The 24,625-nt window shown below is 63.3% G+C and carries 28 protein-coding genes; 17 read left to right on the top strand and 11 right to left on the bottom strand.

Annotation, left to right across the window (positions count from 1 at the left end; translation table 11 throughout):
* Positions 1–6 precede the first annotated feature (6 nt).
* Positions 7–1,434 (bottom strand): pyruvate dehydrogenase complex E1 component subunit beta, encoded by a 1,428-nt coding sequence (locus LZ519_RS01595; protein ID WP_249866994.1) that lies wholly within the window; start codon positions 1,432–1,434, stop codon positions 7–9.
* A complete protein-coding gene (gene pdhA, locus LZ519_RS01590) occupies positions 1,434–2,480 on the bottom strand; it encodes a pyruvate dehydrogenase (acetyl-transferring) E1 component subunit alpha (protein WP_431358075.1) in 1,047 nt (348 codons plus the stop codon). Before pdhA ends, LZ519_RS01595 begins: the two co-directional genes overlap by 1 nt.
* Positions 2,481–2,717: 237 nt before the next feature.
* Between pdhA and LZ519_RS01585 the strand changes: the two genes are divergently transcribed.
* Positions 2,718–2,927 carry a cold-shock protein gene (locus LZ519_RS01585; RefSeq protein ID WP_249866993.1) on the top strand — a complete coding sequence of 70 codons (210 nt, stop codon included), beginning with the start codon at positions 2,718–2,720 and terminating at the stop codon, positions 2,925–2,927.
* 60 nt (positions 2,928–2,987) lie between these two features.
* Positions 2,988–3,194, top strand: coding sequence for a hypothetical protein (locus tag LZ519_RS01580; RefSeq protein WP_249866992.1), 207 nt, complete (start codon positions 2,988–2,990; stop codon positions 3,192–3,194).
* A 179-nt stretch (positions 3,195–3,373) separates the two neighbouring features.
* On the opposite strand, the gene LZ519_RS01575 is transcribed toward LZ519_RS01580, so the two are convergent.
* Both LZ519_RS01575 and eno read right to left on the bottom strand, forming a co-directional pair.
* Positions 3,374–3,646 (bottom strand): FtsB family cell division protein, encoded by a 273-nt coding sequence (locus LZ519_RS01575; protein ID WP_249866991.1) that lies wholly within the window; start codon positions 3,644–3,646, stop codon positions 3,374–3,376.
* Positions 3,647–3,758: 112 nt separating this feature from the next.
* Positions 3,759–5,048, bottom strand: a complete 1,290-nt coding sequence (gene eno, locus LZ519_RS01570; protein WP_249866990.1) for a phosphopyruvate hydratase — start codon at positions 5,046–5,048, stop codon at positions 3,759–3,761.
* 153 nt (positions 5,049–5,201) lie between these two features.
* On the opposite strand from eno, the gene LZ519_RS01565 reads away from it, so the two are divergent.
* Genes LZ519_RS01565 through LZ519_RS01545 form a run of 5 tightly spaced genes read left to right on the top strand, consistent with a single transcriptional unit; the run spans position 5,202 to position 7,158 of the window.
* Positions 5,202–5,747, top strand: coding sequence for a hypothetical protein (locus LZ519_RS01565; RefSeq protein WP_249866989.1), 546 nt, complete (start codon positions 5,202–5,204; stop codon positions 5,745–5,747).
* On the top strand, positions 5,747–6,094 hold the full coding sequence (locus tag LZ519_RS01560) for a phage holin family protein (RefSeq protein ID WP_249866988.1): 348 nt from the start codon (positions 5,747–5,749) through the stop codon (positions 6,092–6,094). Before LZ519_RS01565 ends, LZ519_RS01560 begins: the two co-directional genes overlap by 1 nt.
* Complete coding sequence (locus LZ519_RS01555; protein ID WP_249866987.1) at positions 6,091–6,468, top strand: hypothetical protein; 378 nt, start codon at positions 6,091–6,093, stop codon at positions 6,466–6,468. The genes LZ519_RS01560 and LZ519_RS01555 overlap by 4 nt, the downstream gene beginning before the upstream one ends.
* Positions 6,461–6,877, top strand: coding sequence for a hypothetical protein (locus LZ519_RS01550; protein WP_249866986.1), 417 nt, complete (start codon positions 6,461–6,463; stop codon positions 6,875–6,877). Before LZ519_RS01555 ends, LZ519_RS01550 begins: the two co-directional genes overlap by 8 nt.
* Before the next feature lie 41 nt (positions 6,878–6,918).
* Complete coding sequence (locus LZ519_RS01545; protein WP_249866985.1) at positions 6,919–7,158, top strand: DUF4170 domain-containing protein; 240 nt, start codon at positions 6,919–6,921, stop codon at positions 7,156–7,158.
* A 1-nt stretch (position 7,159) separates the two neighbouring features.
* Here LZ519_RS01545 and LZ519_RS01540 read toward each other — a convergent pair whose 3' ends face one another.
* The 4 genes from LZ519_RS01540 to carA form a co-directional block, all read right to left on the bottom strand.
* Complete coding sequence (locus LZ519_RS01540) at positions 7,160–7,684, bottom strand: rhomboid family intramembrane serine protease (protein WP_249866984.1); 525 nt, start codon at positions 7,682–7,684, stop codon at positions 7,160–7,162.
* Positions 7,685–7,803: 119 nt separating this feature from the next.
* A complete protein-coding gene (gene greA, locus LZ519_RS01535) occupies positions 7,804–8,280 on the bottom strand; it encodes a transcription elongation factor GreA (protein ID WP_249866983.1) in 477 nt (158 codons plus the stop codon).
* Between the two features lie 91 nt (positions 8,281–8,371).
* Positions 8,372–11,629 carry a carbamoyl-phosphate synthase large subunit gene (gene carB, locus LZ519_RS01530; RefSeq protein ID WP_249866982.1) on the bottom strand — a complete coding sequence of 1,086 codons (3,258 nt, stop codon included), beginning with the start codon at positions 11,627–11,629 and terminating at the stop codon, positions 8,372–8,374.
* Between the two features lie 297 nt (positions 11,630–11,926).
* Positions 11,927–13,096, bottom strand: a complete 1,170-nt coding sequence (carA, locus tag LZ519_RS01525; protein WP_249866981.1) for a glutamine-hydrolyzing carbamoyl-phosphate synthase small subunit — start codon at positions 13,094–13,096, stop codon at positions 11,927–11,929.
* A 122-nt stretch (positions 13,097–13,218) separates the two neighbouring features.
* Between carA and LZ519_RS01520 the strand changes: the two genes are divergently transcribed.
* On the top strand, positions 13,219–13,671 hold the full coding sequence (locus LZ519_RS01520) for a GatB/YqeY domain-containing protein (protein ID WP_249866980.1): 453 nt from the start codon (positions 13,219–13,221) through the stop codon (positions 13,669–13,671).
* Positions 13,672–13,721: 50 nt separating this feature from the next.
* Here LZ519_RS01520 and LZ519_RS01515 read toward each other — a convergent pair whose 3' ends face one another.
* Positions 13,722–14,102 (bottom strand): hypothetical protein, encoded by a 381-nt coding sequence (locus LZ519_RS01515; RefSeq protein WP_249866979.1) that lies wholly within the window; start codon positions 14,100–14,102, stop codon positions 13,722–13,724.
* Positions 14,103–14,285: 183 nt separating this feature from the next.
* Here LZ519_RS01515 and dnaG point away from each other — a divergent pair, with 183 nt between their 5' ends.
* From dnaG to LZ519_RS01480, 7 genes are all read left to right on the top strand, one after another.
* Positions 14,286–16,130: a DNA primase gene (gene dnaG, locus LZ519_RS01510; RefSeq protein ID WP_249866978.1), complete on the top strand. Its 1,845-nt coding sequence runs from the start codon at positions 14,286–14,288 to the stop codon at positions 16,128–16,130.
* Between the two features lie 12 nt (positions 16,131–16,142).
* Positions 16,143–18,188, top strand: a complete 2,046-nt coding sequence (rpoD, locus tag LZ519_RS01505) for an RNA polymerase sigma factor RpoD (protein WP_249866977.1) — start codon at positions 16,143–16,145, stop codon at positions 18,186–18,188.
* Between the two features lie 106 nt (positions 18,189–18,294).
* Entirely contained in the window at positions 18,295–19,137 is an 843-nt protein-coding gene (locus tag LZ519_RS01500; protein WP_249866976.1) for a DNA adenine methylase, read from the top strand.
* Complete coding sequence (locus tag LZ519_RS01495) at positions 19,130–20,110, top strand: ParB/RepB/Spo0J family partition protein (RefSeq protein WP_249866975.1); 981 nt, start codon at positions 19,130–19,132, stop codon at positions 20,108–20,110. Before LZ519_RS01500 ends, LZ519_RS01495 begins: the two co-directional genes overlap by 8 nt.
* The gene (locus tag LZ519_RS01490; protein WP_249866974.1) at positions 20,097–20,918 is read left to right on the top strand and encodes a hypothetical protein; all 822 of its coding nucleotides are present in this window, start codon (positions 20,097–20,099) and stop codon (positions 20,916–20,918) included. The genes LZ519_RS01495 and LZ519_RS01490 overlap by 14 nt, the downstream gene beginning before the upstream one ends.
* 188 nt (positions 20,919–21,106) lie before the next feature.
* Positions 21,107–21,715, top strand: a complete 609-nt coding sequence (locus tag LZ519_RS01485) for a hypothetical protein (RefSeq protein WP_249866973.1) — start codon at positions 21,107–21,109, stop codon at positions 21,713–21,715.
* On the top strand, positions 21,715–21,948 hold the full coding sequence (locus tag LZ519_RS01480) for a hypothetical protein (protein ID WP_249866972.1): 234 nt from the start codon (positions 21,715–21,717) through the stop codon (positions 21,946–21,948). The genes LZ519_RS01485 and LZ519_RS01480 overlap by 1 nt, the downstream gene beginning before the upstream one ends.
* Positions 21,949–22,631: 683 nt before the next feature.
* Here LZ519_RS01480 and LZ519_RS01475 read toward each other — a convergent pair.
* Both LZ519_RS01475 and LZ519_RS01470 read right to left on the bottom strand, forming a co-directional pair.
* Positions 22,632–22,931 (bottom strand): hypothetical protein, encoded by a 300-nt coding sequence (locus LZ519_RS01475; protein ID WP_249866971.1) that lies wholly within the window; start codon positions 22,929–22,931, stop codon positions 22,632–22,634.
* Positions 22,928–23,134: a hypothetical protein gene (locus tag LZ519_RS01470; RefSeq protein ID WP_249866970.1), complete on the bottom strand. Its 207-nt coding sequence runs from the start codon at positions 23,132–23,134 to the stop codon at positions 22,928–22,930. The genes LZ519_RS01475 and LZ519_RS01470 overlap by 4 nt, the downstream gene beginning before the upstream one ends.
* Before the next feature lie 346 nt (positions 23,135–23,480).
* Between LZ519_RS01470 and LZ519_RS01465 the strand changes: the two genes are divergently transcribed.
* Both LZ519_RS01465 and LZ519_RS01460 read left to right on the top strand, forming a co-directional pair.
* Positions 23,481–23,690, top strand: coding sequence for a cold-shock protein (locus LZ519_RS01465; protein ID WP_249866969.1), 210 nt, complete (start codon positions 23,481–23,483; stop codon positions 23,688–23,690).
* A 149-nt stretch (positions 23,691–23,839) separates the two neighbouring features.
* Positions 23,840–24,553, top strand: a complete 714-nt coding sequence (locus LZ519_RS01460) for a hypothetical protein (RefSeq protein ID WP_249866968.1) — start codon at positions 23,840–23,842, stop codon at positions 24,551–24,553.
* Positions 24,554–24,625 lie beyond the last annotated feature (72 nt).

Genomic DNA, 24,625 nt, shown 5'->3' with positions numbered 1-24,625 from the left:
GCCGGTTCAGCGATAGCAGACCTGTTTTGCTGCAGCGACGACATCATCGGCCTTGATCAGCGCCAGCTTCTCCAGGTTCGCGGCATAAGGAAGCGGAACGTCAGCGTTGTTCACTCGAAGCACCGGCGCGTCGAGGTCGTCGAACCCTTCGGTCATCGCGATGGCGATGATCTCGGCGCTGATCGAGCAGGTCGGCCACCCTTCCTCAACGACCACCATGCGGTTGGTCTTGGCGAGGCTCGCGAGCACCGTCTGCTTGTCGAGCGGGCGCAGCGTGCGAAGGTCGATGACTTCTGCGTTGATTCCCTCGGCCATCAGCAGCTGCGCGGCTTCGAGCGAGACCCCGACTCCAATGGAATAGCTGACGATGGTCACGTCCTTGCCGGGCCGGACCACTTTCGCCTTGCCGATCGGAAGGACGTAGTCCTCGACCTCGGGCACGTCGAAATGCTGGCCGTACATCAGCTCGTTTTCGAGGAAGACGACCGGATCGTCCGTTCGGATCGCTGCCTTGAGAAGGCCCTTCGCATCGGCTGCGCTGTAGGGCGCGATTACGATCAAGCCGGGCACGCTCGCATACCAGGGGCCGTAATTCTGGCTGTGTTGCGCCCCGACACGCGCCGCTGCGCCATTTGGCCCGCGGAACACCACCGGGCAGCGCATCTGGCCGCCCGACATGTAATTCGTCTTCGCTGCCGAGTTCACGACATGGTCGATCGCCTGCATCGCGAAGTTGAAGGTCATGAACTCGACGATGGGCCTCAAGCCCCCCATCGCCGCTCCGGTCCCCAGTCCCGCGAAGCCATATTCGGTGATCGGCGTATCCACGACGCGCTTGGCCCCAAACTCCTCCAGCAGCCCCTGCGTGACCTTGTACGCGCCTTGATACTCCGCAACCTCTTCGCCGATGACGAATACCCGGTCGTCGCGGCGCATCTCTTCCGCCATCGCGTCGCGAAGCGCCTCGCGAACCGTCGTGTTGGCCATGGTCGCACCCTCGGGCGCGTCAGGCTGATCGACCGTGTCGGCGACGTCGTGGACCAGATCGCGCGCAGCGGTCTCCATCTGGTGCGGCGTCGGAGTGGCTTCTTCCTGTTGCGATTCCGGCGCGGGGATCGAAGGCTCTTCCTTCGACGCGGCTTTGGCTTGCGCTTCGGGCTCGTGCTTTGGCGCGGCCGCTGGCGCTTCGCCGCCTTCCGTCTCCAGGAGCGCGATCGGCTGCCCGACCTTCACTCCGTCGGTGCCTTCCGGGACCAGGATCTTGGAGATCTTGCCCTCGTCGACCGCCTCGAACTCCATCGTAGCCTTGTCGGTCTCGATCTCAGCCAGGATGTCGCCGCTCGATACCTCATCGCCTTCCTTGACCAGCCACTTGGCAAGCGTCCCCTCCTCCATCGTCGGGGAAAGCGCGGGCATCTTCAGTTCGAGCGCCATCAGTAGGACCCCACCAGCACATCGGTGTAGAGCTCGGATGCGTCCGGCTCCGGCGCATCCTCCGCGAACTTCGCAGCTTCGACAACGATCTCCTTGATCTCCTTGTCGATTGCCTTGAGCTCCTCTTCCTTCACGCCGAGCTTCTCCAGCTCCTTTTCGGCGTGAGTGATCGGATCGCGATGCTCGCGCACCTCCTGCACTTCCTCGCGGGTTCGGTACTTGGCCGGGTCGGACATGGAATGGCCGCGATAGCGGTAGGTCATCAGCTCGAGGATGATCGGGCCTTTCTCCCTAACCCACTCCAGCGCCATTTCCGCAGCGCCGCGCACGGCCAGGACGTCCATTCCGTCGACTCGGATTCCGGGAATCCGAAAGCTCTCGCCGCGCTTGTAGAAGTTCGGCTCCGAAGCCGAGCGCGCGACCGAGGTGCCCATCGCGTAATTGTTGTTCTCGATCGCGTAGATGACCGGCAGGTTCCAGATGCGGGCCATGTTGAAGGCCTCGTACACCTGTCCCTGGTTGGCCGCTCCGTCGCCGAAATAGGCCAGGCAAACGCCGCCGTCGCCGCGATATTTGTGAGCGAAGGCCAGTCCCGTCCCCAGAGGCACCTGCGCGCCCACAATCCCGTGCCCGCCGTAGAAGCCGTGGTCGACGCTGAACATGTGCATCGACCCGCCCTTGCCCTTGGAAATCCCCGCCTGGCGGCCAGTAAGCTCGGCCATGATCACCTTGGGATCGATCCCGTAAGCCAGCATGTGGCCGTGATCGCGATAGCCGGTGATGACGCTGTCCTTGCCGACCGTCATCGCGCTCTGCAGCCCAACGGCCACCGCTTCCTGGCCGATGTACAGGTGGCAGAACCCGCCAATCAAACCGAGCCCGTAAAGCTGCCCCGCCCGCTCCTCGAAGCGGCGGATCAGAAGCATCTCCTTGTAGAAGTTCAGAAGCTCGTCTTTCGAAGCCTTGTAGCGCTTCGGCTCAGGCGGGCGCTCGATCTTTCCCTCGGCGGGTGGAGCGGTCTTTGCGGCTTTGGCGGAACGCGCCACGTTTGATTCTCTCGGGTTGTGATGAGGCGCCGCGTCTATAGGTGGGGGCAGCCATGGCGGCAACAGCCGCTCCACCGCCTGCACTTACAATCTGCGCAAATCTCCCCTATGTAAGGCCCGCTACTAGTCGCAAACGGACGGTCTATAGGCGCTTTGCGGCTCCTCATTCCTTCTCTTCGCCTCTCCTAGCACCGGGGGGCCGATTGGCGGTCCGCCAACAGAAGTAAGGAATGCACTATGCCAGTAGGCACCGTGAAATTTTTCAATAGCCAGAAGGGCTACGGATTCATCCAGCCGGACGACGGCGGCAACGACGCCTTCGTCCACATCACAGCCGTTGAGCGTGCAGGAATGCAGACTCTCAACCAGGACCAGAAGGTCAGCTACGAGCTGGAGCAGGACCGTCGTGGCAAGATGAGCGCCGTCAATCTCAAGCCGGCCGACTAAGGATTCGGCGGGGCGCCGGTTTTCCGGCGCCCCGCTGCACCCTCAGTTTCAATGGGAACAATGACAGACAGGGAAACCTATCTAACCCGAGCTGCCGAGGCGCGGAAGGACGCGGAGTCGACATCGCTCGACAATGTCCGCGACCGCTGCCTTCGGTCCGCCGCAGCCTGGACCGCAATGGCCGAACGCGCCGAGCGGACCGAGAAGATGCGCGCGACCCTAGCCGCCGACAAGGCGAAGACACTGGCCGAAGAAGCCAAGAAATAAGAAGATTCCAAGTGAAGACTATAGAACGTAAAAGCCGGCGCGCCCTTAGGCGCCGCCGCACCCCACAACTATCCATTTTCCAATCGATGAGCCCGGCGGAAAGCCGGAACGCACGAGCGATCGCCTATCAGGCCGCGCTCGCAGTCATCGGCTGACTTTCCGCCGCGACCGCGGCTCACTCAATTCAAGGGAACGATGATCTCGTCGTCGCGGACGAGGCCGAGGTCACGGCGGACGAGCTCGTCCGCCATGTCCGGATCGGCCTTGTTCGGGTCGAGTAGCTTCGAGCGATGCTGGAGCTTGGCTTTTTGCTCTTCGAGCTTCGCCAGCTCGACCTTCCGCTCGTTGAGGTTGCGGTGATAGCCGCCCCAGGCGAGCAGCCCGTTGGGCCCGGCGACCGCATAGCCGGCGAAATTGCCGACGACGAGCAGCGCCAGCGCGGGCCAGAACATCCGCCGGATCAGTCCAATGCTTCGCTTGCCACCACCCATCGCGCTCACAGGAGAATCACGAGTGAGTCACGAAGGCAAGCAAAATCCGTGCTTTGGAGCGACAAGCTGTGGATCAGCCGCGATTATAGGCCCTTAGCGCCTTTACTCCCGGGTAAACCGCGCGCTCGCCGAGATCCTCCTCGATCCTGAGCAGCTGGTTGTACTTCGCGACGCGGTCGGACCGCGCCAGGCTGCCGGTCTTGATCTGGCCGGTGCACAGGGCAACCGCCAGGTCGGCGATCGTCGCATCTCCGGTCTCGCCCGAACGATGCGACATCACAGCGGTGTACTCGTGGCCTTGCGCCAGCCGTACCGCAGCGATTGTCTCCGTCAACGTGCCGATCTGGTTGACCTTGATCAGGATGGAGTTGGCCACGCCCTCCTCGATGCCCTGGGCAAGCCGCTTCACGTTGGTGACGAACAGGTCATCGCCGACAAGCTGCACCTTTGATCCGAGCCGGTCCGTGATCATTTTCCATCCGGCCCAGTCGTCTTCCGCCATCCCGTCCTCGATCGATGCGATCGGATAGTCGCGGACGAGCTGCTCGAAATAATCCGTCATCTGCTCGGGGCTGAGCGCGAGGCCTTCCCCGTCGAGCCGGTACGCGCCGTCCCGGAAATATTCGCTCGCGGCGGGATCGAGAGCCAGTAGCACGTCCGATCCCATCTTGTACCCGACCGCCTCGACCGCTCCGATGATGAAATCGAGCGCCTCGCGGGCTGACGAAAGATTTGGAGCGAACCCGCCCTCGTCGCCGACCGCCGTCGAAAGCCCCTTCGAGTGAAGCGCCGACTTCAGCGCGTGGAACACCTCGGTCCCGCAGCGCAGAGCTTCCGAGAAGCTCGAAGCTCCGACCGGCATGATCATGAATTCCTGGAAGTCGATCGGGTTGTCGGCGTGGGCGCCGCCGTTGACGATGTTCATCATCGGCACCGGAAGCATGTTGGCCGTGCCGTCGCCGATATAGCGGTAGAGCGGCAGTCCAGCCGACACCGCAGCGGCCTTCGCACAAGCCAAGCTGACGCCCAGGATCGCGTTTGCTCCAAGCCTGCCCTTGTTCTCGGTGCCGTCGAGCGCGATCATGGACGAGTCCAGCTCGCCCTGGTCCTCTGCGTCGTGCCCGACCAGCGCGTCGGCGATCTCCCCGTTCACTGACTGGACCGCGGTTTCGACGCCCTTCCCGCCCCAGCGGCTCTTGTCGCCGTCGCGAAGCTCGACCGCTTCGTGCACTCCCGTCGACGCTCCCGAGGGCACTGCGGCCCGGCCAAGGCTTCCATCCTCGAGCGTGACATCGACCTCCACGGTGGGGTTGCCGCGGCTGTCGAGGATCTGTCGGCCGCGGATCGCGGTGATTGCAGTCATGGAATTCCTTCTTACGTAAGCGTAATGAAGTGCCGCCGGGCGGCAGTGCGCGCGGACCTAATAGGCGCTCGCAAAAAGCGCGCAACTTTCCGCCGCAGAGAGCGGAACGGTGGTGCGGCCACGAGGGTTGAAGTCCGAAAGGAGAAAGCGACGATGGCGCAGCAAGACAAAGACCTTCCGGAAGGCACCGACACGATCATTCCCGGCGCATTGGAAACGGACACCAGCGATATGACGACAAGATCAGGAAGCGGCCGGGCCTCCGGCTCCATCGGAAGCGAATTGATGGGCAAGGTTCGCAGCGGCGGCGACAAGCTCTCCGAGCAGGCAGCGGACAAGGCTCGCGGTTTCGTCGGCCAGGGCATCGACCGCTCGGCCGAAGCCATCGCCAACGTCAGCAAGCTGGTCGGCGACACCGCCTCCGGCCTCGATGAGCGTCTCGGCGAGGAATATGGCGATTACGCGCGCCGCGCCGCCGAGGCTCTGGAAAGCACTGCCAACCGGCTTGCTTCCAAGGATCCGGACGAGTTGATCGACGACACGCGCGAATTCGTGCGCAAGAGCCCGGGCGTAGCGCTCGCCGGAGCGGCAATCGTCGGTTTCGCCCTCGCCCGTCTCATCAAGTCCGGCCTCTCGATGGGCGACGACGACGATGAAGATAACGGCCGTTCGTCGCGCTCCTCGCGCAAGCGGAGCTGATGCTAAAACCGGCGAGCGACCTTCCGCCTTCGGGCGGTGAACGCTCGTTCGGCGAGCTGGCGAGCCAGCTGGTCGACGACGCCAAGGCCTATGCCCGAGCCGAGGTCGACCTGGCCAAGGCCATCGCCGCGGACAAGGGCAAGTCGGCCGCAGTCGCTGCGGTCTTCTTCGGAGCGGCGCTTCTGGTGGCCATGGGGGCCGTTTGCGGGCTGTCCATCGCGATCTTCGTCGCCTTTGCCTACCTGATGAGCCCCCTGCTCGCCGGGCTGCTCACATTCTTCATCTTCGCGGCCGTCGCCGGCGGTCTCGGCTGGTTCGGCTGGCAGAAGCTGAGGGACGCCCTGTGATCGCCGACCCGCCAGCAGTCGTGGAAGCTCGCCGCCGGGCCGACGACGCTCGCGAGCGGATGATGAGCTCGTTCGAGGCGCTGCTGACCCGCGCCCGTCAAATGCCCGAAAAGCTGGCGCCCGGGAATCTTGCCCGAGGCGCCTGGGAGGCTGCCAAATCCAAGGGCGCGGACGTCGCGGAAGACGCGGTGGACGCTGTGCGAAAGCGACCCGTCGCAGCAAGCAGCGCAGTCGCCGCTCTCGCCTTGTTCATCGCCCGCGAGCCGTTGATGGATCTCGCCGGCAAGCTGATGAGTTCGAAACCCAAGAAGAAACCCGCGAAGGCCGCCAAAGCCAAGGCGCGCAAGCAACGAGTGGAGAAAGTCGATGAGTGAGACAGATCGCAACAGCAGCTCGGGTGACGGCGGAAGCTCGGGCCTCCGGCAAACCGCGATCGAAGCCTATGATTCGACGCTCGACGGAGCCTCGGCAGCAGGCAGGCGCGCAGGCGACACGATCGGCGAGGCGCCTTTGGTCGCGCTCGGTGCGGGCATCGCCGCAGGTGCCCTCCTCGCAGCTCTCCTCCCGACCAGCAGGCGTGAGCGTGAGCTTCTCCGCCCCTATGGCGACCGCGTGACCGGCGCTGCCCGTGGGGCCGCGGACGCGGCCCGCCGCGCGGGGTCGGACAAGCTTCGCGAGTTGGGCCTCACGCCAGACGTCCTGGCGGACAAGGCGAGCGAAGCGGCCAAGGCGACCGCCCAGGCCGCGATCGGGACGTTCAAGGACGAAGCGGCGAAGAGCTGACCCCGGTTCGCAACCGCCGGTTTCGCTGCTAGCGCTTCCTCATGAGCAAGCTTCACCTGGTGTTCGGCGGGCGAGTGAAAGACCCGCGCGGGCTCGACTTCGACCTCGAGACGATCGACCTCGTGGGCCTCTACGGCAATTATGCCGATGCCGAGGATGCCTGGCGCGGCAAGGCGCAGCGCACGGTCGATGATGCCGAGATGAAATATGTAATCGTCCACCTGCACCGGCTTCTCGAGCCGGACGGGGATGGAACAACTCGGCCGAGGGAATCGGCCTGAGCTAGGCCTTCCGGTACCGCCACATGAGAAGCGGCCGCTGAAGCAGGAGGCCGGACAGGAAGCCGCCGACATGGGCCGGCGTCGCGACCAGCACGCCCTCGAAGCCCGCAAGCATTCCAGTCATGAGCTGGAGCACGATCCAGGCCGCGAGCAGCCAGAGCGCGTTCAGCGCCCGGTTCAAACGTCGCGATTTCACGATCTGCTTCTGCTGGCCGAAGCTCAAGGCGAAGGCGCCGATGATCCCGCTGATCGCACCGCTAGCTCCGACCATCGGTGTCTGGGCGTGCGGCTGGACCAGCCATTCGGCGACCGCCGCTACGTAAGCCGAAATCCCGTAGATGAAGATGAGCGCCTTGGCGCCGAGCACCCGCTCGACCTGGGCCCCGCACCACACGAGGATCACGAGGTTGAGCACCAGGTGCAATACGCCCGCGTGGACCAGAGTGGCCGAAAGCGGGGTCAGGAATGCGGGAACGGCCGGGCCGAGCATCGCCGCCCCGCTCCACCGCGCGGGAATAAAGCCCATCGCGATCGCCGTCTGGTCGCTCAGCCCCAGGAAAGCGGAGACCAGCCAGAATAGCGCGATGACGACCGCGATCCACGCGGTCGCGGATCGCGGAAGCGCCGGTGCGTAGCTTCGCGCCGTCAGACGAACTCCACCTTGGCGATCCCGTAATAATGGTCGCCAGACGGGGTCGACACCTCGACATCGTCGCCGACCTCGCGGCCGATCAGAGCGCGGCCAAGCGGCGAGTTGAAGCTGATCTTGCCGTCCTTGGCGTCAGCCTCGGACTGTCCGACGAGCTGGTATTTCACCTTCTTCTTGTCCTCGTCGATCAAGGTCACCGTCGCTCCAAACACGACCTTGTTGCCCGAAAGCGTCGACGGGTCGATCACCATCGCCCGGCTCAGCTGGTCGTCCAGGTCGGCGATCGTCGCCTCGATCTGCCCCTGCCGCTCTTTCGCGGCATGATATTCGGCATTTTCCGACAGATCGCCGTGGGCGCGCGCGGATTCGATCGCCTCGACAACAGCCGGCCGCTCCACCTGCTTGAGGTGACGGACCTGCTCGGAGAGCCGGCGATGCCCTTCCGGCAGCATCGGCACTTTTTCGCTCGCCATTTCGATCAGTCCCTTTCTCAAAACCGCCCCGCCGGCGCCGCGACCGGCGCCGTGCTCAAAAGCGGATTGTCGGATGAAATCTCTGCTTACTTCAGGCGGAATAATAGGATTGGAGCGAGTGCACTTCAAGCGCCCGCCCCCGAACCGTGCCCAGCGAGCGCGCAACCGCGAGGCTCGCGGCCGCAGTCGTGAAATAGGGCACTTTCCGCTGAAGAGCGGTCGCCCTGATCGAATGGCTGTCCTTCAGCGACTGCCAGCCTTCGGTGGTGTTGAACACCAGCTGGACCTTGCCGTCGGTGATGAGGTCGACGATGTGCGGACGCCCCTGCGCGACCTTGTTGACCGTCTCGACCGGAAGCCCGGCCTTCTGCAGATATTCAGCAGTCCCGCCCGTCGCGATCACCTTGAAACCGAGCTCGACCATCGCCTCGACCGCCGGGACGATATGCGGCTTGTCCCCATCCTTCACGGAAACGAAGACCGTGCCCTCCTTGGGTAGCTTGATCCCCGCCCCGAGCAGGCCCTTGCTGAAGGCCGCGTCGAAGTCGCCGTCGATGCCCATCACTTCGCCCGTGCTCCGCATTTCCGGCCCGAGCACCGGGTCGGAGCCCGGGAAGCGCGCGAAGGGGAAAACCGGCTGCTTGACCGCGATATGACCGAGCTCCCGCGTGATCGGGTCGAGCGCGCTGAGCGCCTCGCCGGCCATTACCCGGGCGGCCATCTTGGCAATGGGCCGCCCGATGGCCTTGGCGACGAACGGCACCGTCCGACTTGCACGCGGGTTCACCTCGATCAGGTAGACCTGGTCGCCCTTCACCGCGAACTGGACGTTCATCAGCCCCTTCACCTGAAGCGCCGTCGCAAGCGCCGTCGTCTGCCGCTCGATTTCCGCGACGATCTTGTCCGACAGGCTGTGCGGAGGGATCGCGCAGGCGCTGTCGCCCGAATGGACGCCCGCCTCCTCGATATGCTGCATGACGCCCGTCACCACGACGTCCTTGCCGTCGGCGATGGCGTCGACGTCCACCTCGATCGCATCGCGCAAATAGCGATCGATCAGCACCGGCGACGATCCCGACACCGCCACGGCCGTCGCGATATAATGGTCTAGCTGCTCGGGACCGTCGACGACCTCCATGCCGCGCCCGCCGAGCACGTAGGACGGCCTCAGGAGCACCGGGTAACCGATGCGGTCGGCGACGATCATCGCCTCGTCGCGGCTCCGGGCAATGCCGTTTTCCGGCTGCTTGAGCCCAAGCTTCTGCACCAGGTCCGCAAACCGCTCGCGGTCCTCGGCAAGGTCGATGCTGTCAGGGCTGGTGCCGAGGATGGGAACGCCCGCATCCTGCAGGGCCTGCGCAAGCTTGAGCGGGGTCTGCCCGCCGAGCTGGACAATGACTCCCAAAAGCTCGCCCTTCTCCGCCTCGCGCCTCATGATCTCCATCACGTCCTCGGCCGTCAGCGGCTCGAAATAGAGCCGGTCCGAAGTCTCCGGGTCGGTCGACACCGTCTCCGGATTGCAATTGACCATGATCGTCTCGAGCCCCGCGTCGCGGAGCGCGAAGGCGGCGTGGCAGCAGCAATAGTCGAACTCGATGCCCTGCCCGATCCGGTTCGGCCCGCCGCCCAGGATCGCGACCTTCCTCCGGTCCGAGATCTTGGCCTCGTCCACTGGCTCGCCGAACAACGGCGCCTCATAGGTCGAGTAGAGATAGGGCGTGGTCGCATCGAACTCCGCCGCGCAGCTGTCGATCCTCTTGTAGACCGGGCGGACGCCGAGCTTCAGCCGCTTCGCCCGGACCTTCGCTTCACTGCTCTTTGTCAGCTCCGCCAGCCGGGCGTCCGAAAAGCCGAGCGCCTTCAGCCGCCGAAGCCCGGCCGCGTCCGCCGGAAGCCCGTGCTCGCGGACCGCATTCTCGGCCGCGACGATACCTTCCATCTGCCTCAGGAACCAGGGATCGAATCCCGCGATCGCGTTGATCCGCTCGACGCTGAATCCCTGGCGAAGCGCCTCGCCTGCAACCAGCAGCCGGTCGGGCGTTGCCCTGGCAAGCGCAGTCTCGATCCGCTGCGCGTCCGCGCCTTCCAGCTCGCGAACCCGGTCGAGCCCGGTCAGACCGGTCTCCAGCCCGCGGAAGGCCTTTTGAAGGCTCTCGGCGAACGAGCGGCCGATCGCCATCACCTCGCCGACCGATTTCATCGAGGTGCTCAGCACCGCTTCCGAGCCCTTGAATTTCTCGAAGGCGAAGCGGGGGATCTTGGTGACGACATAATCGATCGTCGGCTCGAAGCTCGCCGGCGTCGCTCCGCCGGTGATGTCGTTCTGGATCTCGTCGAGCGTGTACCCGACCGCCAGCTTCGCAGCGACCTTCGCAATCGGGAAGCCGGTCGCCTTCGACGCCAGCGCAGACGACCGCGACACGCGCGGGTTCATCTCGATCACGACCATCCGCCCGGTCTTCGGATCGACCGCGAACTGGACGTTCGATCCGCCGGTCTCCACGCCGATCTCGCGAAGCACCGCGATGCTCGCCGAGCGCATCCTCTGATATTCCTTGTCGGTCAGCGTCAGCGCAGGGGCGACGGTGATCGAATCGCCGGTGTGCACGCCCATCGGGTCGATATTCTCGATCGAGCAGATGATGATGGCATTATCCGCGCGGTCGCGGACCACCTCCATCTCATATTCCTTCCAGCCGAGCACCGATTCCTCGATCAGCACCTCGGTGGTCGGCGAAGCTTCGAGCCCGCCGGCGACGATTCGCTCGAACTCCTCGCGGTTGTAGGCAATCCCGCCGCCCGTCCCGCCCAGCGTGAAGCTCGGGCGGATGATCGCCGGAAGGCCGATGTGCTCCAAAGCCGCGAGCGCATCCTCCAGGCTGTGCGCAATCGCCGAGCGCGGGCTTTCCAGTCCGATCCGGTCCATCGCCTCGCGGAACTTCAGCCGGTCCTCGGCCTTCTCGATCGCTTCGGCGTTGGCGCCGATCAGTTCGACCCCGAATTTCTCGAGCGTCCCGTTTTTTGCCAGCGCCAGCGCGGTGTTGAGCGCCGTCTGCCCGCCCATCGTCGGAAGCACCGCGTCCGGCCGTTCCTTCTCGATGATGCTGGCGACGAAGCCCGGCGTGATCGGCTCGATATAGGTCGCCCCATCTGTTCCCTCACCGGCCACAAGCTCCGGATCGGTCATGATCGTCGCGGGGTTCGAGTTGACGACGATGACGCGATAGCCCTCGGCCTTCAGCGCCTTCACGGCCTGCGAGCCCGAATAATCGAACTCCGCCGCCTGGCCGATGACGATCGGGCCGGCGCCGATGATCAGGATGGATTTGATGTCGGTACGCTTAGGCAATGAGCCCTCCAATCGCGAGCGCTCTGCATAAGCTTTTCTTAAGTCTCAGCTGTTTAAGGCTACTTCGATGCACACCCCGTCCGAAGACACGGCCACCACTCGTTGGATACGTGCCCACCCGTGGCTCGCATCCACCATAATGCTGGGGAGCATTTTCGGGTTCGTCCTTTGGCTCACCTGGAATCAGGTCCAGAGCGGTCCCGCTCCGGGCAGCAAGATTTGGATACTCAAATCGGCAGGGCTCGTTCTGGTAGCCTTGGCAGCCGTTGTCGGCAGTCGCAGGAAAACGAACAAACACTAACGCATCATCCCCACAAACTTTTCGAACAGATAGAAACTGTCCTGCGGCCCCGGGCTCGCCTCGGGGTGGTACTGGACGCTGAACGCCGGCTTGTCCGTCAGCTCGATCCCGCAGTTCGAGCCATCAAACAGCGACACGTGAGTCTCCCGCACATTCTCCGGCATCCCCTCGCGCTCCACCGCGAAGCCGTGGTTCATGCTGGTGATCTCGACACGGCCGTCGGCGAGCCGCTTCACCGGATGGTTCGCGCCGCGGTGGCCCTGGAACATCTTGCTCGTCTTCCCGCCGACCGCGAGCGCGAGCATCTGGTGGCCGAGGCAGATGCCGAACAAAGGCTTCCCGCTCTCCAGCATCTGCCGGATCACCGGCACTGCATATTCACCCGTCGCCGCCGGATCGCCCGGCCCGTTCGACAGGAAGAAGCCGTCCGGCTCGTGCGCCATGATCTCGTCGAAGCTCGCGGTCGCAGGCACCACCGTCACCCGCGCACCGGCCTCGCAAAGGTTGCGGAAGATGTTGCGCTTCGACCCGTAATCCACAGCGACGACGTGCGGCCGGTCATTGCCCTCGCCGCCCATCTCATAGCCCCGCCCCCAGGCCCATTTACCGCCGGTCCAGCGCTCGACCTGCAGCCGGCTGACCTCCTTCGCCAGGTCCATGCCTTCCAGCCCCGGCCATTCCGCGGCCATCCGCTGAAGCTTGTCGAGGTCGAACTTCCCATCCGCGCGGTACGCGACGGCAACGGTCGGCGGCCCTTCCTCGCGCACCAGCTTGGTCAGCGCTCGCGTATCCACGCCCGCTATCCCGATCCGCCCGCGCTTCCGCATCCAACCGGCGAAATCCTCGCCCGCGCGATAGTTGGACGGCGCAGTGACGGGGTCGCGAACCAGGCAGCCGAGCGCATGCGCCTCGACCGCTTCGACATCCTCGTCATTGGCGCCGACATTGCCGATGTGCGGGAAGGTGAAGGCGATGACCTGCTTCGCGTAGGAGGGATCGGTCATCACCTCCTGGTATCCGGTCATCGCGGTGTTGAAGCACAGCTCCCCGACCGCCTCGCCTTCGGCTCCGAAGCCCTCGCCCCAGACGGTCCGGCCGTCCGCGAACACCACGACTCCCGTCGCACCCTCAGGCTGGGGCGCGGGCGTGCGTGGGGCGTCGGCCATGGGCTGGGGGGAAGCCTTCCGTGAGCGGTTGAACAGCGATGTCGCTAAGGCATCGCAGCTAGGGGCCGCGGGCGCGCACGTCAACGCTGTAAAATCGCCGCCGGTGCGGCTAGGGCATTTCGATGATCAGGGACGACATCAAGGCCGCGACCATCGCCGCGATGAAAGGCGGCGACAAGGAAAGCGTAGGCACGCTTCGCCTCATCTCAGCGGCGATCAAGAACCGCGACATCGAGCTTCGGACCTCGTCTCAGACACCGGACGACGACCTTCTCGTCACCGAAGTCCTGCAGAAGATGATCAAGCAGCGCCGCGAATCGGCGGAAGCCTACCGCGGCGGCGGCCGCAACGACCGCGCCGAGATCGAAGAGGCCGAGATCGCGGTCATCGAGCGCTTCCTGCCCAAGCAGATGGGCGACGAGGAAGCCCGCGCGGCAATCGAGGCGATCATCGCCGACACCGGCGCTTCGTCGATCAAGGACATGGGCCGGGTGATGGCCGAGGTGAAATCCCGCCACGCCGGCTCCATCGAGCCCGCGCGGGCAAGCGCCATGGTCAAGGCAGCTCTGAGCTAGCCGTCGAAAGGCTCCGCCGCCGTGAGGCAGCGGAGCTGAAACAATTGGCTTTAGGTTCTTGCCGCTTTCCTGCGGCCGGATGCTTCCGCACCGCCCATCACGCCCATCGCGCCTTCCATTGCGAGATGGAACAGCTTGATCGCGATCGCGGTCGCGACTGCGCCGGCCATTGCCATCTGCAGGTTCAGCGCGACGGCGTTCAGTTGCGCCCCGATGGCTGGGATCTGGCTGAGCGCCCCTCCCACGATCGGGAGCGCGATGACCGTGGCCATGGCCAGAAGCAGCCGTTCTTCGGGCATGGCAAGGCCCGCAACCAGGCCCAGAACGACCAGCAACAAGGGTACATTCATCGTGCCGATGGCGACAAATGCTGCGACTATCGCGAGCAGAATGCCGAGAGTGCGGGCAAGCCCGCCGATTATCATCAACATATTTCCCCTCCCTTTGTCGTCCCGAACCAGGTCTTGTAATCCGTGTCGGAACCGTAACAGTTTACCTTCAATCCGCCGCTCTGGCTGTGTTAATTATTCGCACAGCCGATTTCCCCGGTTGACCTGTGGATAAGTCTTGCCGCCCGCTTGCGGGTAATCGGCAGAGTGGCAATGTGATTCGCGATGACCCTCTCACCGCAATGGCTTGATGAGCTTCGAGCTCGGACCTTGCTGTCGAGCGTCATTTCTCCGTCGGTGAAGCTGATCCGCGCCGGGCGGGAGTGGAAGGCGTGCTGCCCGTTCCACAACGAGAAGACGCCCAGCTTCACGATCAACGACGACAAGGGCTTCTACCATTGCTTCGGCTGCGGAGCCCACGGCGATGCGATCCGCTTCCTCACCGAGGCACGCGGCCTGCCGTTCATGGATGCGGTGAAAGAGCTTGCAGCCAAAGCGGGCATGGATGTCCCCGCGCCCGATCCGGCGGCAAAGGAAAAGGCTGAGCGCACGGCGTCCCTGACCGACGTCATGGGCGAGGTTCAGAAATGGTATGCCGAACAGCTTCAGGGGGTCGCCGGCGCCTCGGCCCGCGATTACCTCAAGAACCGCGGGATCAGCGCCGCCACCATCGCCCGCTTCGGCATCGGCTTGGCGCCTGACGGCCGCAACGCCCTGAAGCGCGCGCTCGCCAGCCTCGGCGAAGAGCGGCTGGTCGAAACCGGAATGCTCATCAATCCCGAGGAAGGCGGCAAGGAAACCTACGACCGTTTCCGCGGACGGCTAATGATCCCGATCCGCGACCAGCGCGGCCGGGTGATCGCGTTCGGCGGGCGGATCCTCGGTGACGGCGAGCCCAAATACCTTAACTCGCCGGACACCCCGCTCTTCGACAAGGGCCGTACCCTCTACAACATCGACCGGGCGGGCCCCGCCAGCCGCCAGGCGAAAAGGCTGATCGTCGTCGAAGGCTATATGGACGTGATCGGCCTCGACCGGGCCGGCATTTCCGAGGTCGTCGCCCCCAACGGAACCGCAGTCACCGAGGCGCAGCTCGAGCGCATGTGGCGGCTCGATCCGGCGCCGATCCTCTGCTTTGACGGCGACAGCGCTGGGCAAAAGGCAGCGATCCGGGCGGCAATGCGCGCACTTCCGCATATTCGACCAGATCGCACACTTCGCTTTGTCGAGCTTCCCGCCGGCCAGGACCCCGACGACCTCGTTCGGTCGGGCGGAAGGGAGGCGGTGGAAGCCTTGCTAGCCGAGCCAGAAGCACTCCACGAGCGCTTGTGGAGGCACGAGCGCGACGCAGCACCTCTCGCTACGCCTGAAGCCCGCGCCGGTCTTCGCCAGCGGCTCATCGAACATGCGCAGGCGATCCAGGACCCGGAGCTCCGCCGCCTTTACCGCGACCAGTGGCTGGCCCGCTTCGAGGCCGAGTTCGCGACCGTCCGGGCCCCCTTCCAGCGGCGCCCGCAGAACCGCTTCGACAAGCGCACCGGCAAGTGGGTCCCGCCAGCCGAGCCCGCGAGCGCGACCGCGCGCCGCATCGGCCGTTCGGGCATCGACACCTCGACCGCCCGAGCCCTCGTGCTTGGCTTCGCTTTCTACCCCGAGGCGCTCGCTTCCCACCTCGAGCAGCTGATGCACATGCCGATCGCGGATCGCGCCCTCTCAGGGCTCCGCGACCGCATCGTCGACGCCGCACTTGCGGAAAGCGCGCTTGATCGCCAGAAGCTCGCCACCATATTGCAGGGAGCCGGAGCCGCCGAAGCCCTTGACCAGGCACGCCGGGCCGGCGGAATCGGCTTCTCTTTCACCCGAAGCGACACCGACCCCGAACGGGCGGTGCGTGACCTGGGGGTCGCTATCGACGCGCTCGCAGCGGAAGAAGAGATCGGCGCGGCTCTCGACGAGGCCACCGAGCGTTTGAAGGCCGGCGACGACGATGCGCTCCAGGAGCAGCTTAGGCTCCACCTGGCGCGCGAGGAGAACAAGCAGCGGCTGGCGTCACTCGTCGGCACTGAGTAAGCGGCGGGAAGAATGGCGAAGAACGAAGCAGCAGAGACCGAGGCCCAGGACAGCGGCGACGCCCCCCTGATCGACCTCAACGACGCGTCGATCAAGAAGTTGATCGCCCGCGCCAAGAAGCGCGGGTTCGTCACCTATGACGAGATCAACGAGGCGCTTCCGCAGGACCAGATGAACTCCGAGCAGATCGAGGACATCATGTCCGCGATCAACGAGATGGGCATCAACGTCGTCGAGAACGAGGAAGAGGCCGAGGACGAGAAAGAGGAAGAGACCGCGCAGGAAGACGAGGTCGATCCCCTCGACGACGGCGGCCCCCGACCCGCAGCCGCGACCAAGAAGGAAGCCGTCGACCGCACCGACGACCCCGTCCGCATGTACCTTCGCGAGATGGGCGCGGTGGAATTGCTCTCCCGAGAGGGCGAGATCGCCATCGCCAAGCGAATCGAGGCCGGCCGCGACATCATGATCTGGGGGCTTTGCGAAAGCCCGATGACCTTCAACGCGATCATCCAGTGGTCGAAGAACCTCAACGAAGGCACGATGCAGCTTCGCGAGATCCTCGATCTCGAAGCGATGCTGTCCAAGGGCCCGACCGCCGAGCAGATCGCGGAGAGCGAGGAAGGTGCCGAGGGCGGCGACAAGGACGAGATCAGCGAGAAGACCGCCGGCCCGACCATCAAGGAAGAGGAAGAGGTCGCCGACGAGCCCGAAGCCGGGACCAACGAAGACGACGAGGACATGGTCGATCGCCGCGCCAAGCCGGTGGTCGAGGAAGAGGACGACGAGAACGCGCTCTCGCTCGCCCAGATGGAAGAGCAGCTCAAGCCGCAGGCGCTCGAGAAGTTCGCCACCATCACGTCATTGTTCAAGAAGTTCGCCAAGCTCCAGGCCAACCGCCTCGACGCTTTCGCCGCGGGCAACGAATTCCCCGCCTCGGACGAGAAGAAGTACCACAAGCTTCGCGAGCAGCTGACCGCCGAGGTCGAGAGCGTCCAGTTCCACCAGGCGAAGATCGAATATCTCGTCGACCAGCTCTACAGCTACAACCGCCGGCTGATGGCCCTTGGCGGCCAGATGCTCCGCCTCGCCGAGCGCCACCGGGTTCCCCGCAAGGCGTTCGTCGAAAGCTATTCGGGCCACGAGCTCGACGAAAACTGGCTCGACGACGCGTCCAAGACCGACAAGAAATGGGCCAGCTTCGCATCCGCCGAGCGCGACAGCGTCGACCGGATCCGCGGAGAGATCGGCGAGATCGCGCAGGCCGTCGGAACCTCGCTCGCCGAGTACCGGCGGATCGTCAACATGGTGCAGAAGGGCGAGCGCGAAGCGCGCATCGCCAAGAAGGAAATGGTCGAGGCCAACCTTCGCCTCGTCATCTCCATCGCCAAGAAATACACCAACCGCGGGCTGCAGTTCCTGGACCTGATCCAGGAGGGCAACATCGGCCTGATGAAGGCGGTCGACAAGTTCGAGTACCGCCGCGGCTACAAGTTCTCGACCTACGCCACCTGGTGGATCCGCCAGGCGATTACCCGCTCGATCGCCGACCAGGCGCGGACCATCCGAATCCCGGTCCACATGATCGAGACGATCAACAAGCTGGTCCGCACCGGCCGCCAGTTCCTCCACGAGACCGGCCGCGAAGCCACTCCGGAAGAGCTCGCCGAGCGCCTCTCCATGCCGCTGGAGAAGGTCCGCAAGGTGATGAAGATCGCCAAGGAGCCGATCAGCCTCGAAACGCCGATCGGTGACGAGGAGGACAGCCACCTCGGCGACTTCATCGAGGACAAGAACGCCGTCATCCCGGTCGACGCCGCGATCCAGGCGAACCTCAAGGAAACCGTGACCCGCGTGCTGGCGTCACTGACCCCACGCGAGGAGCGAGTTCTCCGAATGCGCTTCGGGATTGGGATGAACACCGATCACACGCTGGAAGAGGTCGGGCAGCAGTTCAGCGTCACCCGCGAGCGCATCCGGCAGATCGAGGCGAAGGCGCTTCGGAAGCTGAAGCATCCGAGCCGGTCGAGAAAGATGCGGTCATTTTTGGATCAGTAGGACGCGCAGCGTTGGGGTGACATCGCTCGCAAGGTAGGGCATTTACTGTCGTTGCTCGGTTCACTCGCCCTAACTACTGTGCGTAGAAATTACGTCGGGGGGACAGTTGACGAGCGTATCAGAGCCAGAGCGCCCATCTGCTAACGTAGACCAGCGCCCCCGCCCATTTCTCAAATGGGCCGGGTCGAAGCACTCGCTCCTCAGCCACATTCTCCAATTTATCCCGGAAGAATTCGGTACATATCACGAGCCGTTTCTAGGTGCTGGCTCGCTTTTCTTACGGCTGCAACCGGAACGTGCGCGCTTAGGCGACTTGAGCACTGAGGTCGTAAAGGTTTGGCAAGCGATCAAACAGGACGCCGAGCAGGTTATCGCGAAGCTCCCATCGCCGCGGCCGGATAGGGAAATATTTTACCGCATTAGAAAGACCCGCTCGAACGCCGGCGCTGAGAGGGCTGCTGAATTCATCTACCTGAATAAGAGCTGCTGGAACGGCTTGTTTCGAGTCAACTCCAAGGGTGAGTTCAATGTCCCATTTGGTTCAAACCCAAATACGGAAATACTGGATGCAGAGAACCTCCGACGCTGTGCCAAGCTGTTGCAGCCCTCTGGGGTGACAATCGCCTGCTGTGATTTCGCGCAATGCACGCAGGATGCGAAAGCGGGAGATCTTATATTTTTCGACCCGCCTTACGTAACGAAACATAATTTCAATGGCTTTAGAGATTACAATGAAAAGTTGTTCAGCTGGGCCGACCAAGAACGGCTGGCAGCGGAAGCACTCAGGTTGAAGAACTTGGGAGCGCGAGTGATTGTCACGAACGCCGCACACAAAGATATCTGTGATCTCTACCCAAAATTCGGACAGTATTTTTTCGAACGTTCGTCAACGCTCGCGGGAAATGCAAACTTTAGGGGAAAAGTGAAAGAAGTTGTTATTTATGGCTGAAAATCGGCTCAGAACGGACCCCGGTGGGTCAGTTCGTCTGATCGACCCTGCAAATATTGAGCGAAATCCTCAGAACCCCAGGCTAATCTTCCGCGAAGATGAGCTGAAGTCGTTACAAGAGAGTATCGCCGGACAGGGTATTCTCGTGCCTCTCACCGTTTATCAAACGGAAACGGGCGATTACATCATTCTGGACGGTGAGCGACGTTGGCGCTGTGCGCTTCGCCTTGGGCTAACCTCAGTTCCGGCAATCGTCCAGCCGCAGCCAGATCCCGTCACAAACATCATGATGATGTTCGCGATCCATAAAACGCGAAACGACTGGGACCCGTTACCAACTGCGATCAAACTATTCGACCTTCAGCAAGCACTCGCCGAGCGCCTAGGGCGACCTCCCACCGAGAAGGAACTCGGCGCCGCTGCGTCACTCGATCGTGGTGAAGTTCGCCGATACCGAAACATAATGGCTTTGCCCGAAAAATACAAACGTCAGTTACTCGCAGAACTCAAGAAACCACGTAACGAGCAAGTCCTAACAGTCGATCATGTTCTTGAATCAACTCGGGGAGCCCTCGCTCTTCGGAAGCAGGCGATTATAGACGAAACTGAAGAAGACAAGCTCGTCGATGCCCTAGTTGCAAAGTTTCTAGATAAGCTACTAACGAGCACTGTGGATCCCAGACTGCTCACTCGTATGGCCGGAGCTGTTCATCGAAAAGAAATTGACGATAAACTGATTCGTAAAGTGGTTATTAGATTAATAAATGAGAAGTCATATACAATCAGTGATGCGTTTCGTGACTCAATAGAGAAGGTCGATTTTGAGCACGGAACTGAACAGCTTGCTGAACGAGTTAGCAATAGATTAGTCGAACATTTGGAACGATCGTACGAGCTCGGTGATGGGTTGGAGCAAACCCTGCGCGAGTTAGCGTCCGTAATTCGGCGAATTCTGCGCGATGCCAGAGGCTGATTTCAAGACTGTTCCAGATGAGGCGTTGCCGCTTGCCGTGGCGGCAGAGACCTATTTTACCAACGAGGGCTATGACGTCGCGATCGAACGTCGAGATCTCGGGTTTCCATTTGTGCCCACCTTGGTCTGCACTCGAGATCATGAAACGCTTGTTGTGGAATGTGCCACAGCGCTCGACCGCAAACGTGTGGCTAGGTGGGTAAGCTTTTGTAAGTCACAGCCCTCTGACACACGTGTTGCTGTCGTCCTGTCGGAAGCCGAAGCCAATGCAGCGGAAACGACACGATTCGCGATAGAAGAGAGGATAGGACTCTACAGCGCTCACGACGCCAACTTGGACGAGCTCAGGCAGCCCGTTGACTTGGCGCTCAATGTTGATCTCCCAGACCTAGCGGACTATTCCCCAAAAGTCCGGCGCGCCCTTGCTCCGTGCTTCCGAAAAATCCGACGTGGCGAGTGGCGGGATGGCCTGAACGACGTTTACTTGCTGGTTGAGGACAATGCTCGCGAGTTGCTCGCTGAACGCATTCAAGCAAATCAAGTAGTCAGCTTAGATCGCAATGGTAATCCGATTGCCGCGCGATCGGTGCGGGATATGACTATGGGTCAACTCGGATACGCCTATTCGGGAATTGTAACCAAGAACCAACAGGAGTCGCTGATTGCGGGGACTCTCACATTGATCAATCCGACTAGGGTTAAGCTGACCCACCGACGTCGTAACCGCCAAGCCGAAGAGGCAATTAGGTTGGCGATGGGAAATCACGTCCATGCCGCCACCCAGTGTCTCGAAGACATTCTACGTTAAACTACTTCTATGCCCTAACTCGAACGGATTCTCTGACGTCCGTCATGAGCCGTTCCCCTATGGGGATTACGGTGACGGGTGAGAATTACGAATTACGGTGACAGTTTACTGATTCGCCAAACTCCCGCCCTCTTCCACTCCACAGCGTTTCGCCTAAGCTCGCCTCCCTCAGCGTTGGGGGGCCGCGCGTGGACAGTTTCAGCTATTTCATCACTTTCTACAGCCTGATCCTCGGCCTTGCGCTGACGGAGCTGCTCGGCGGGTTCGCGCACATGGTCCGCGCCAAAGCGCTGAAGAAGCTCGAGCCGCAGACCGCCCTTCTCGCCCTCTTCATCCTCGTCGACATCTGCTCGACCTGGGTCGACGGCTGGCTGTCGCTGAAGGACGTGACGGTGAATTTCGCCGGGCTGTGGGCGCCGGTGCTCCTCGCCATCTGCTTCTACCTCGCCGCCGCAGTCGTCTTCCCTCACGACGATTCCGATCACGAGCGGCTGGCGGATTACTACCGGGAGCGGAAGCGGTTCGTCGTCGGGCTGCTGCTGGCCGGGGAGATGCTGATCCACGTGACCTATCTGCACGTCTTCCAGGACCGGATCGCGCACCATCCGGGCGTCTTCTGGCTGTGGACGATTCCCTACAATGTCGCGATCGAAGCGACGATGGTCGCGCTCCTGATCGTCCGCTCGAAGCGGGCGAACGTCGCCCTTCTCCTGCTGCTCCTCCTGCTCCTCGCCATTCCCTATTGGAACGAAGGCTCCATCCCGAACGCGATCGCCCGGCATTACGGCTACAGTTGATGCGGCCTCTCGCCCTCCTCTTCCTCCTCGCCCTCGCCGCCTGCAACGGCGACAAGCCCGGCGAATGGTCGCTGTTCGTCTATGCGGACGCGGCCGACCATCAGAAGTGGCAGCGGACCGACCGTTTCCAGTCGGAGGGGATGTGCAGGCAGGCGGGTGAGGAAGCCGTCGCCGCGCTCCCCGATCCCGCCAGGGCCGGCTTCGAATGCCGGCGCACCGGCCCGCCCGCCTGATCCCTTCACCCGAAGCTAATCCCACCCGTGGCCGGCAAACCACGGGCGGGGCCGAGACTTCCTGAAAGCGGCCGGGCCTGCCAGGGCCGGGGCGGGTCCCCTACCCGAGCTCTCGGAAACCGGCGGATAGCTGACGGCGCTCTACTCCCTCTCGTGCGCCGCCCACCTAGGTCTTGGCTAATCCCGTGCAGTCCCACCGCATTCCAGTTGCAAACACGAACCGGAATCGAGCGTTCCAATGCAACCACAGTGGTCGGGAACTGACCTGGGATGGGACAAAAGCCTGTCCTACAGGCCCGCCTTTGTGGCTTATCCTCGCCGATGCGAGTCGCGGATAATCACCCCAGGCGCTTTTGTTCAATTCCGTCCGCAGCGCTGCTGCACCTGACCCGTTCATCAAACTGCGCCGACCTTCAACGTCCTCAACTTCCCCTCGGTGGAGATCCTGCGCACGCCGAAACCGGGCCGGAGCAAGCCGCCCTCACGCGCGCGTGCGTTGGGGAGTGAACTTAGTGAACTTTCGCGGCAGCCACTCCACCGCCTCCGCCTCCAGCGCAGCCTACCAGAAAGCGACGGCGGCCCCCGCCGCTACGACGATGACGGTCAGCAGCAAGGGCGCCCATGCGCCCCAATCGGGTTGCGAGATCTCGGACTTCATGTCGCTGTCCTTCGAAAGTCGCGCGCTAGGATCGCTCGAACGCGTCTTCCTCGGCATCCTCGACGGCCGCCGGCCGCTTGGCGGCCGTTTCGGCGGTCCGCCTGGCGATTCCGTCCTCGACCTGCTGGAGGATATTCGCGCGCTCGGCCCACATGGCGGCGCTGGTTTCCATTCGCGCCCGCTGGTTGGCGTTCAGCATCGACACCGATGCCAGAAGGTCGTTGGCGGAGCGCTCACGGCAGACCTTGGCGCTCTCGCGCTTGCCGCCGCCACGGGCCGACGCTGCAGAAGCGGCGGGCAAGGCAATGTCGAAATGCCGGGTCATGCGATGATCTCCCCGGGGCCCTCGGCCTCGACGGATCGCATCTCGGCGATCTCGGGCCGGCGGAACGCCTGCTTCGCCGCATCGATCCGCGATGCATAGCCCTCGGCAAGGCCGGAGTGGGCGGCGCGCGACGGCTCGCAGGCGGCGTTGTCCGCCATGATGAGAGAGACCTGGTGGCGGTGGTAGAGGTCGTTGAGGTCCATGGGTCTGCTCCATCTGCATCAAGCGGGAGCACGCGAATGTCTCTCTGTCGCACCTCGGCTCGGGGTTGGTCAGGCGCGATACCGGTGTCGTAGCACAGCACGCCTGATTTACCTAATAGTTCCTCAATAATTTTCAGGACGATGGAAAGTAAATTATCTGCCATTTACTCAGTTAATTCGTCATTCATTCGCCGAAATCATTGTAATTCTGCAGATGAAACCTACTTGATGATTTGCTATCAGTCGCAATCGACGGTTTTGGGCGCTACGTCGCTCCTTCCTCCATCCTGATCGTCTCCTAGCGTGAAGCGCGCCGATCCGGGCGCCTTCGACAAAGGAATCCACCATGAAATATTTTGGCACCGTCAAGTCGTTCGACAACGAACAGGGTCATGGAATGATCAAGCCGGAAACCGCCGGCGACGAGCTTCGCTTCGAGCGCAGCGCCATCAGCTGGGGCAAGGAAAACCCGCCCACGGCCGGCCAGCGCCTGTCCTATGACGTTGGACAGAACAGCGAGCAGAAGCCCTGCGCGATCAACCTTCAGACCATCTAAGAGCCGGGGGAGATGCCGCGGCGGCCCGCTAGTCGGGCCGCCACGGTATTTCCATTTCGTCGCGAGCAAAGCGCCTGCAACCGCCTGGCGCCTCGCGGACGCTTTCACTCCCCGTTCAACTGCTGCATGGCTAGGCGCGTCCCCGGCGCATGGCTTCCTACACCTTCCCCTCCGCCTTCGGCGCGACCCCGCTTCGGCGGCGGCTGTCGGGGCTCGGGCTGGCGCTGGCCGTCAACCTCCTGCTCTTCCTGGCGCTTCTCACGCTCGGCGTCGTCACCCTGCCCGCTCCAAAGTCGCCGCCGGCACTGGTGGTCGAGCTGATGGCCTCGGACTCGGCCGCCGCTCCGCAGCGGGCAAAGGCTGCTCCGGAAAAGGCTCGGAACCTCGCCCGGCCGGTCCTCCACCGCCCGACGATTGTTCCCGAGGCTCCCAAGCTTCCCAATCTCCACCCGACCGACCTGATCGAGATGAGCAGCGAGGAGCTTGCCGCCGCGGACATCTCCAGGCTTCCCAAGTCTGGCGCGGGCTCTGGCGCCGGTGATTCGAAGGAGGTCGGCCGCGGCCCCAACGGCGAAGTGCTCTACGCCGCCGAATGGGCCCGCCACCCGACCAACGCAGAGCTCGAGGGCTATTTGCCCCGCAACGCTCCCGAGGGCTCGGGGCTGATCGCCTGCCGCACGGCGCCGGGCAACCGCGTCGAGGATTGCATCGAGCTCGCCAACTCGCCGCCCGGCTCTCACCTCGCGAGCGCCGTCCGCCAGGCCGCGTGGCAGTTCCGGGTCCGTCCGCCGCGCCGCAACGGCAAGGAGCTGATCGGATCCTGGGTGCGGATCGAGATCGACTATTACCATTCGGGCGGATGAGGCGGCTTAACCACGTCCCGTCACCAGCCGGTAACGGCCGGGGCGCACAGGGAAAGACGGCGACGTCGTTTG

It is taken from the genome of Sphingomonas anseongensis, from assembly GCF_023516495.1.
Lineage (GTDB): Bacteria > Pseudomonadota > Alphaproteobacteria > Sphingomonadales > Sphingomonadaceae > Sphingomicrobium > Sphingomicrobium anseongensis.
Note: the sequence above shows the minus strand (reverse complement) of the source record. Positions and strands in the feature narration are given on the sequence as shown.

What these genes read in the sequence shown, in the direction of transcription:
- LZ519_RS01595 (WP_249866994.1), bottom strand. Translation starts at nt 1,434, where the DNA reads ATGGCGCTCGAACTGAAGATGCCCGCGCTTTCCCCGACGATGGAGGAG.
- LZ519_RS01585 (WP_249866993.1), top strand. Translation starts at nt 2,718, where the DNA reads ATGCCAGTAGGCACCGTGAAATTTTTCAATAGCCAGAAGGGCTACGGA.
- LZ519_RS01580 (WP_249866992.1), top strand. Translation starts at nt 2,988, where the DNA reads ATGACAGACAGGGAAACCTATCTAACCCGAGCTGCCGAGGCGCGGAAG.
- LZ519_RS01575 (WP_249866991.1), bottom strand. Translation starts at nt 3,646, where the DNA reads ATGTTCTGGCCCGCGCTGGCGCTGCTCGTCGTCGGCAATTTCGCCGGC.
- eno (WP_249866990.1), bottom strand. Translation starts at nt 5,048, where the DNA reads ATGACTGCAATCACCGCGATCCGCGGCCGACAGATCCTCGACAGCCGC.
- LZ519_RS01565 (WP_249866989.1), top strand. Translation starts at nt 5,202, where the DNA reads ATGGCGCAGCAAGACAAAGACCTTCCGGAAGGCACCGACACGATCATT.
- LZ519_RS01560 (WP_249866988.1), top strand. Translation starts at nt 5,747, where the DNA reads ATGCTAAAACCGGCGAGCGACCTTCCGCCTTCGGGCGGTGAACGCTCG.
- LZ519_RS01550 (WP_249866986.1), top strand. Translation starts at nt 6,461, where the DNA reads ATGAGTGAGACAGATCGCAACAGCAGCTCGGGTGACGGCGGAAGCTCG.
- LZ519_RS01545 (WP_249866985.1), top strand. Translation starts at nt 6,919, where the DNA reads ATGAGCAAGCTTCACCTGGTGTTCGGCGGGCGAGTGAAAGACCCGCGC.
- LZ519_RS01540 (WP_249866984.1), bottom strand. Translation starts at nt 7,684, where the DNA reads ATGGGCTTTATTCCCGCGCGGTGGAGCGGGGCGGCGATGCTCGGCCCG.
- greA (WP_249866983.1), bottom strand. Translation starts at nt 8,280, where the DNA reads ATGGCGAGCGAAAAAGTGCCGATGCTGCCGGAAGGGCATCGCCGGCTC.
- carA (WP_249866981.1), bottom strand. Translation starts at nt 13,096, where the DNA reads ATGGCCGACGCCCCACGCACGCCCGCGCCCCAGCCTGAGGGTGCGACG.
- LZ519_RS01520 (WP_249866980.1), top strand. Translation starts at nt 13,219, where the DNA reads ATGATCAGGGACGACATCAAGGCCGCGACCATCGCCGCGATGAAAGGC.
- LZ519_RS01515 (WP_249866979.1), bottom strand. Translation starts at nt 14,102, where the DNA reads ATGTTGATGATAATCGGCGGGCTTGCCCGCACTCTCGGCATTCTGCTC.
- dnaG (WP_249866978.1), top strand. Translation starts at nt 14,286, where the DNA reads ATGACCCTCTCACCGCAATGGCTTGATGAGCTTCGAGCTCGGACCTTG.
- rpoD (WP_249866977.1), top strand. Translation starts at nt 16,143, where the DNA reads ATGGCGAAGAACGAAGCAGCAGAGACCGAGGCCCAGGACAGCGGCGAC.
- LZ519_RS01495 (WP_249866975.1), top strand. Translation starts at nt 19,130, where the DNA reads ATGGCTGAAAATCGGCTCAGAACGGACCCCGGTGGGTCAGTTCGTCTG.
- LZ519_RS01490 (WP_249866974.1), top strand. Translation starts at nt 20,097, where the DNA reads ATGCCAGAGGCTGATTTCAAGACTGTTCCAGATGAGGCGTTGCCGCTT.
- LZ519_RS01480 (WP_249866972.1), top strand. Translation starts at nt 21,715, where the DNA reads ATGCGGCCTCTCGCCCTCCTCTTCCTCCTCGCCCTCGCCGCCTGCAAC.
- LZ519_RS01475 (WP_249866971.1), bottom strand. Translation starts at nt 22,931, where the DNA reads ATGACCCGGCATTTCGACATTGCCTTGCCCGCCGCTTCTGCAGCGTCG.
- LZ519_RS01470 (WP_249866970.1), bottom strand. Translation starts at nt 23,134, where the DNA reads ATGGACCTCAACGACCTCTACCACCGCCACCAGGTCTCTCTCATCATG.
- LZ519_RS01465 (WP_249866969.1), top strand. Translation starts at nt 23,481, where the DNA reads ATGAAATATTTTGGCACCGTCAAGTCGTTCGACAACGAACAGGGTCAT.
- LZ519_RS01460 (WP_249866968.1), top strand. Translation starts at nt 23,840, where the DNA reads ATGGCTTCCTACACCTTCCCCTCCGCCTTCGGCGCGACCCCGCTTCGG.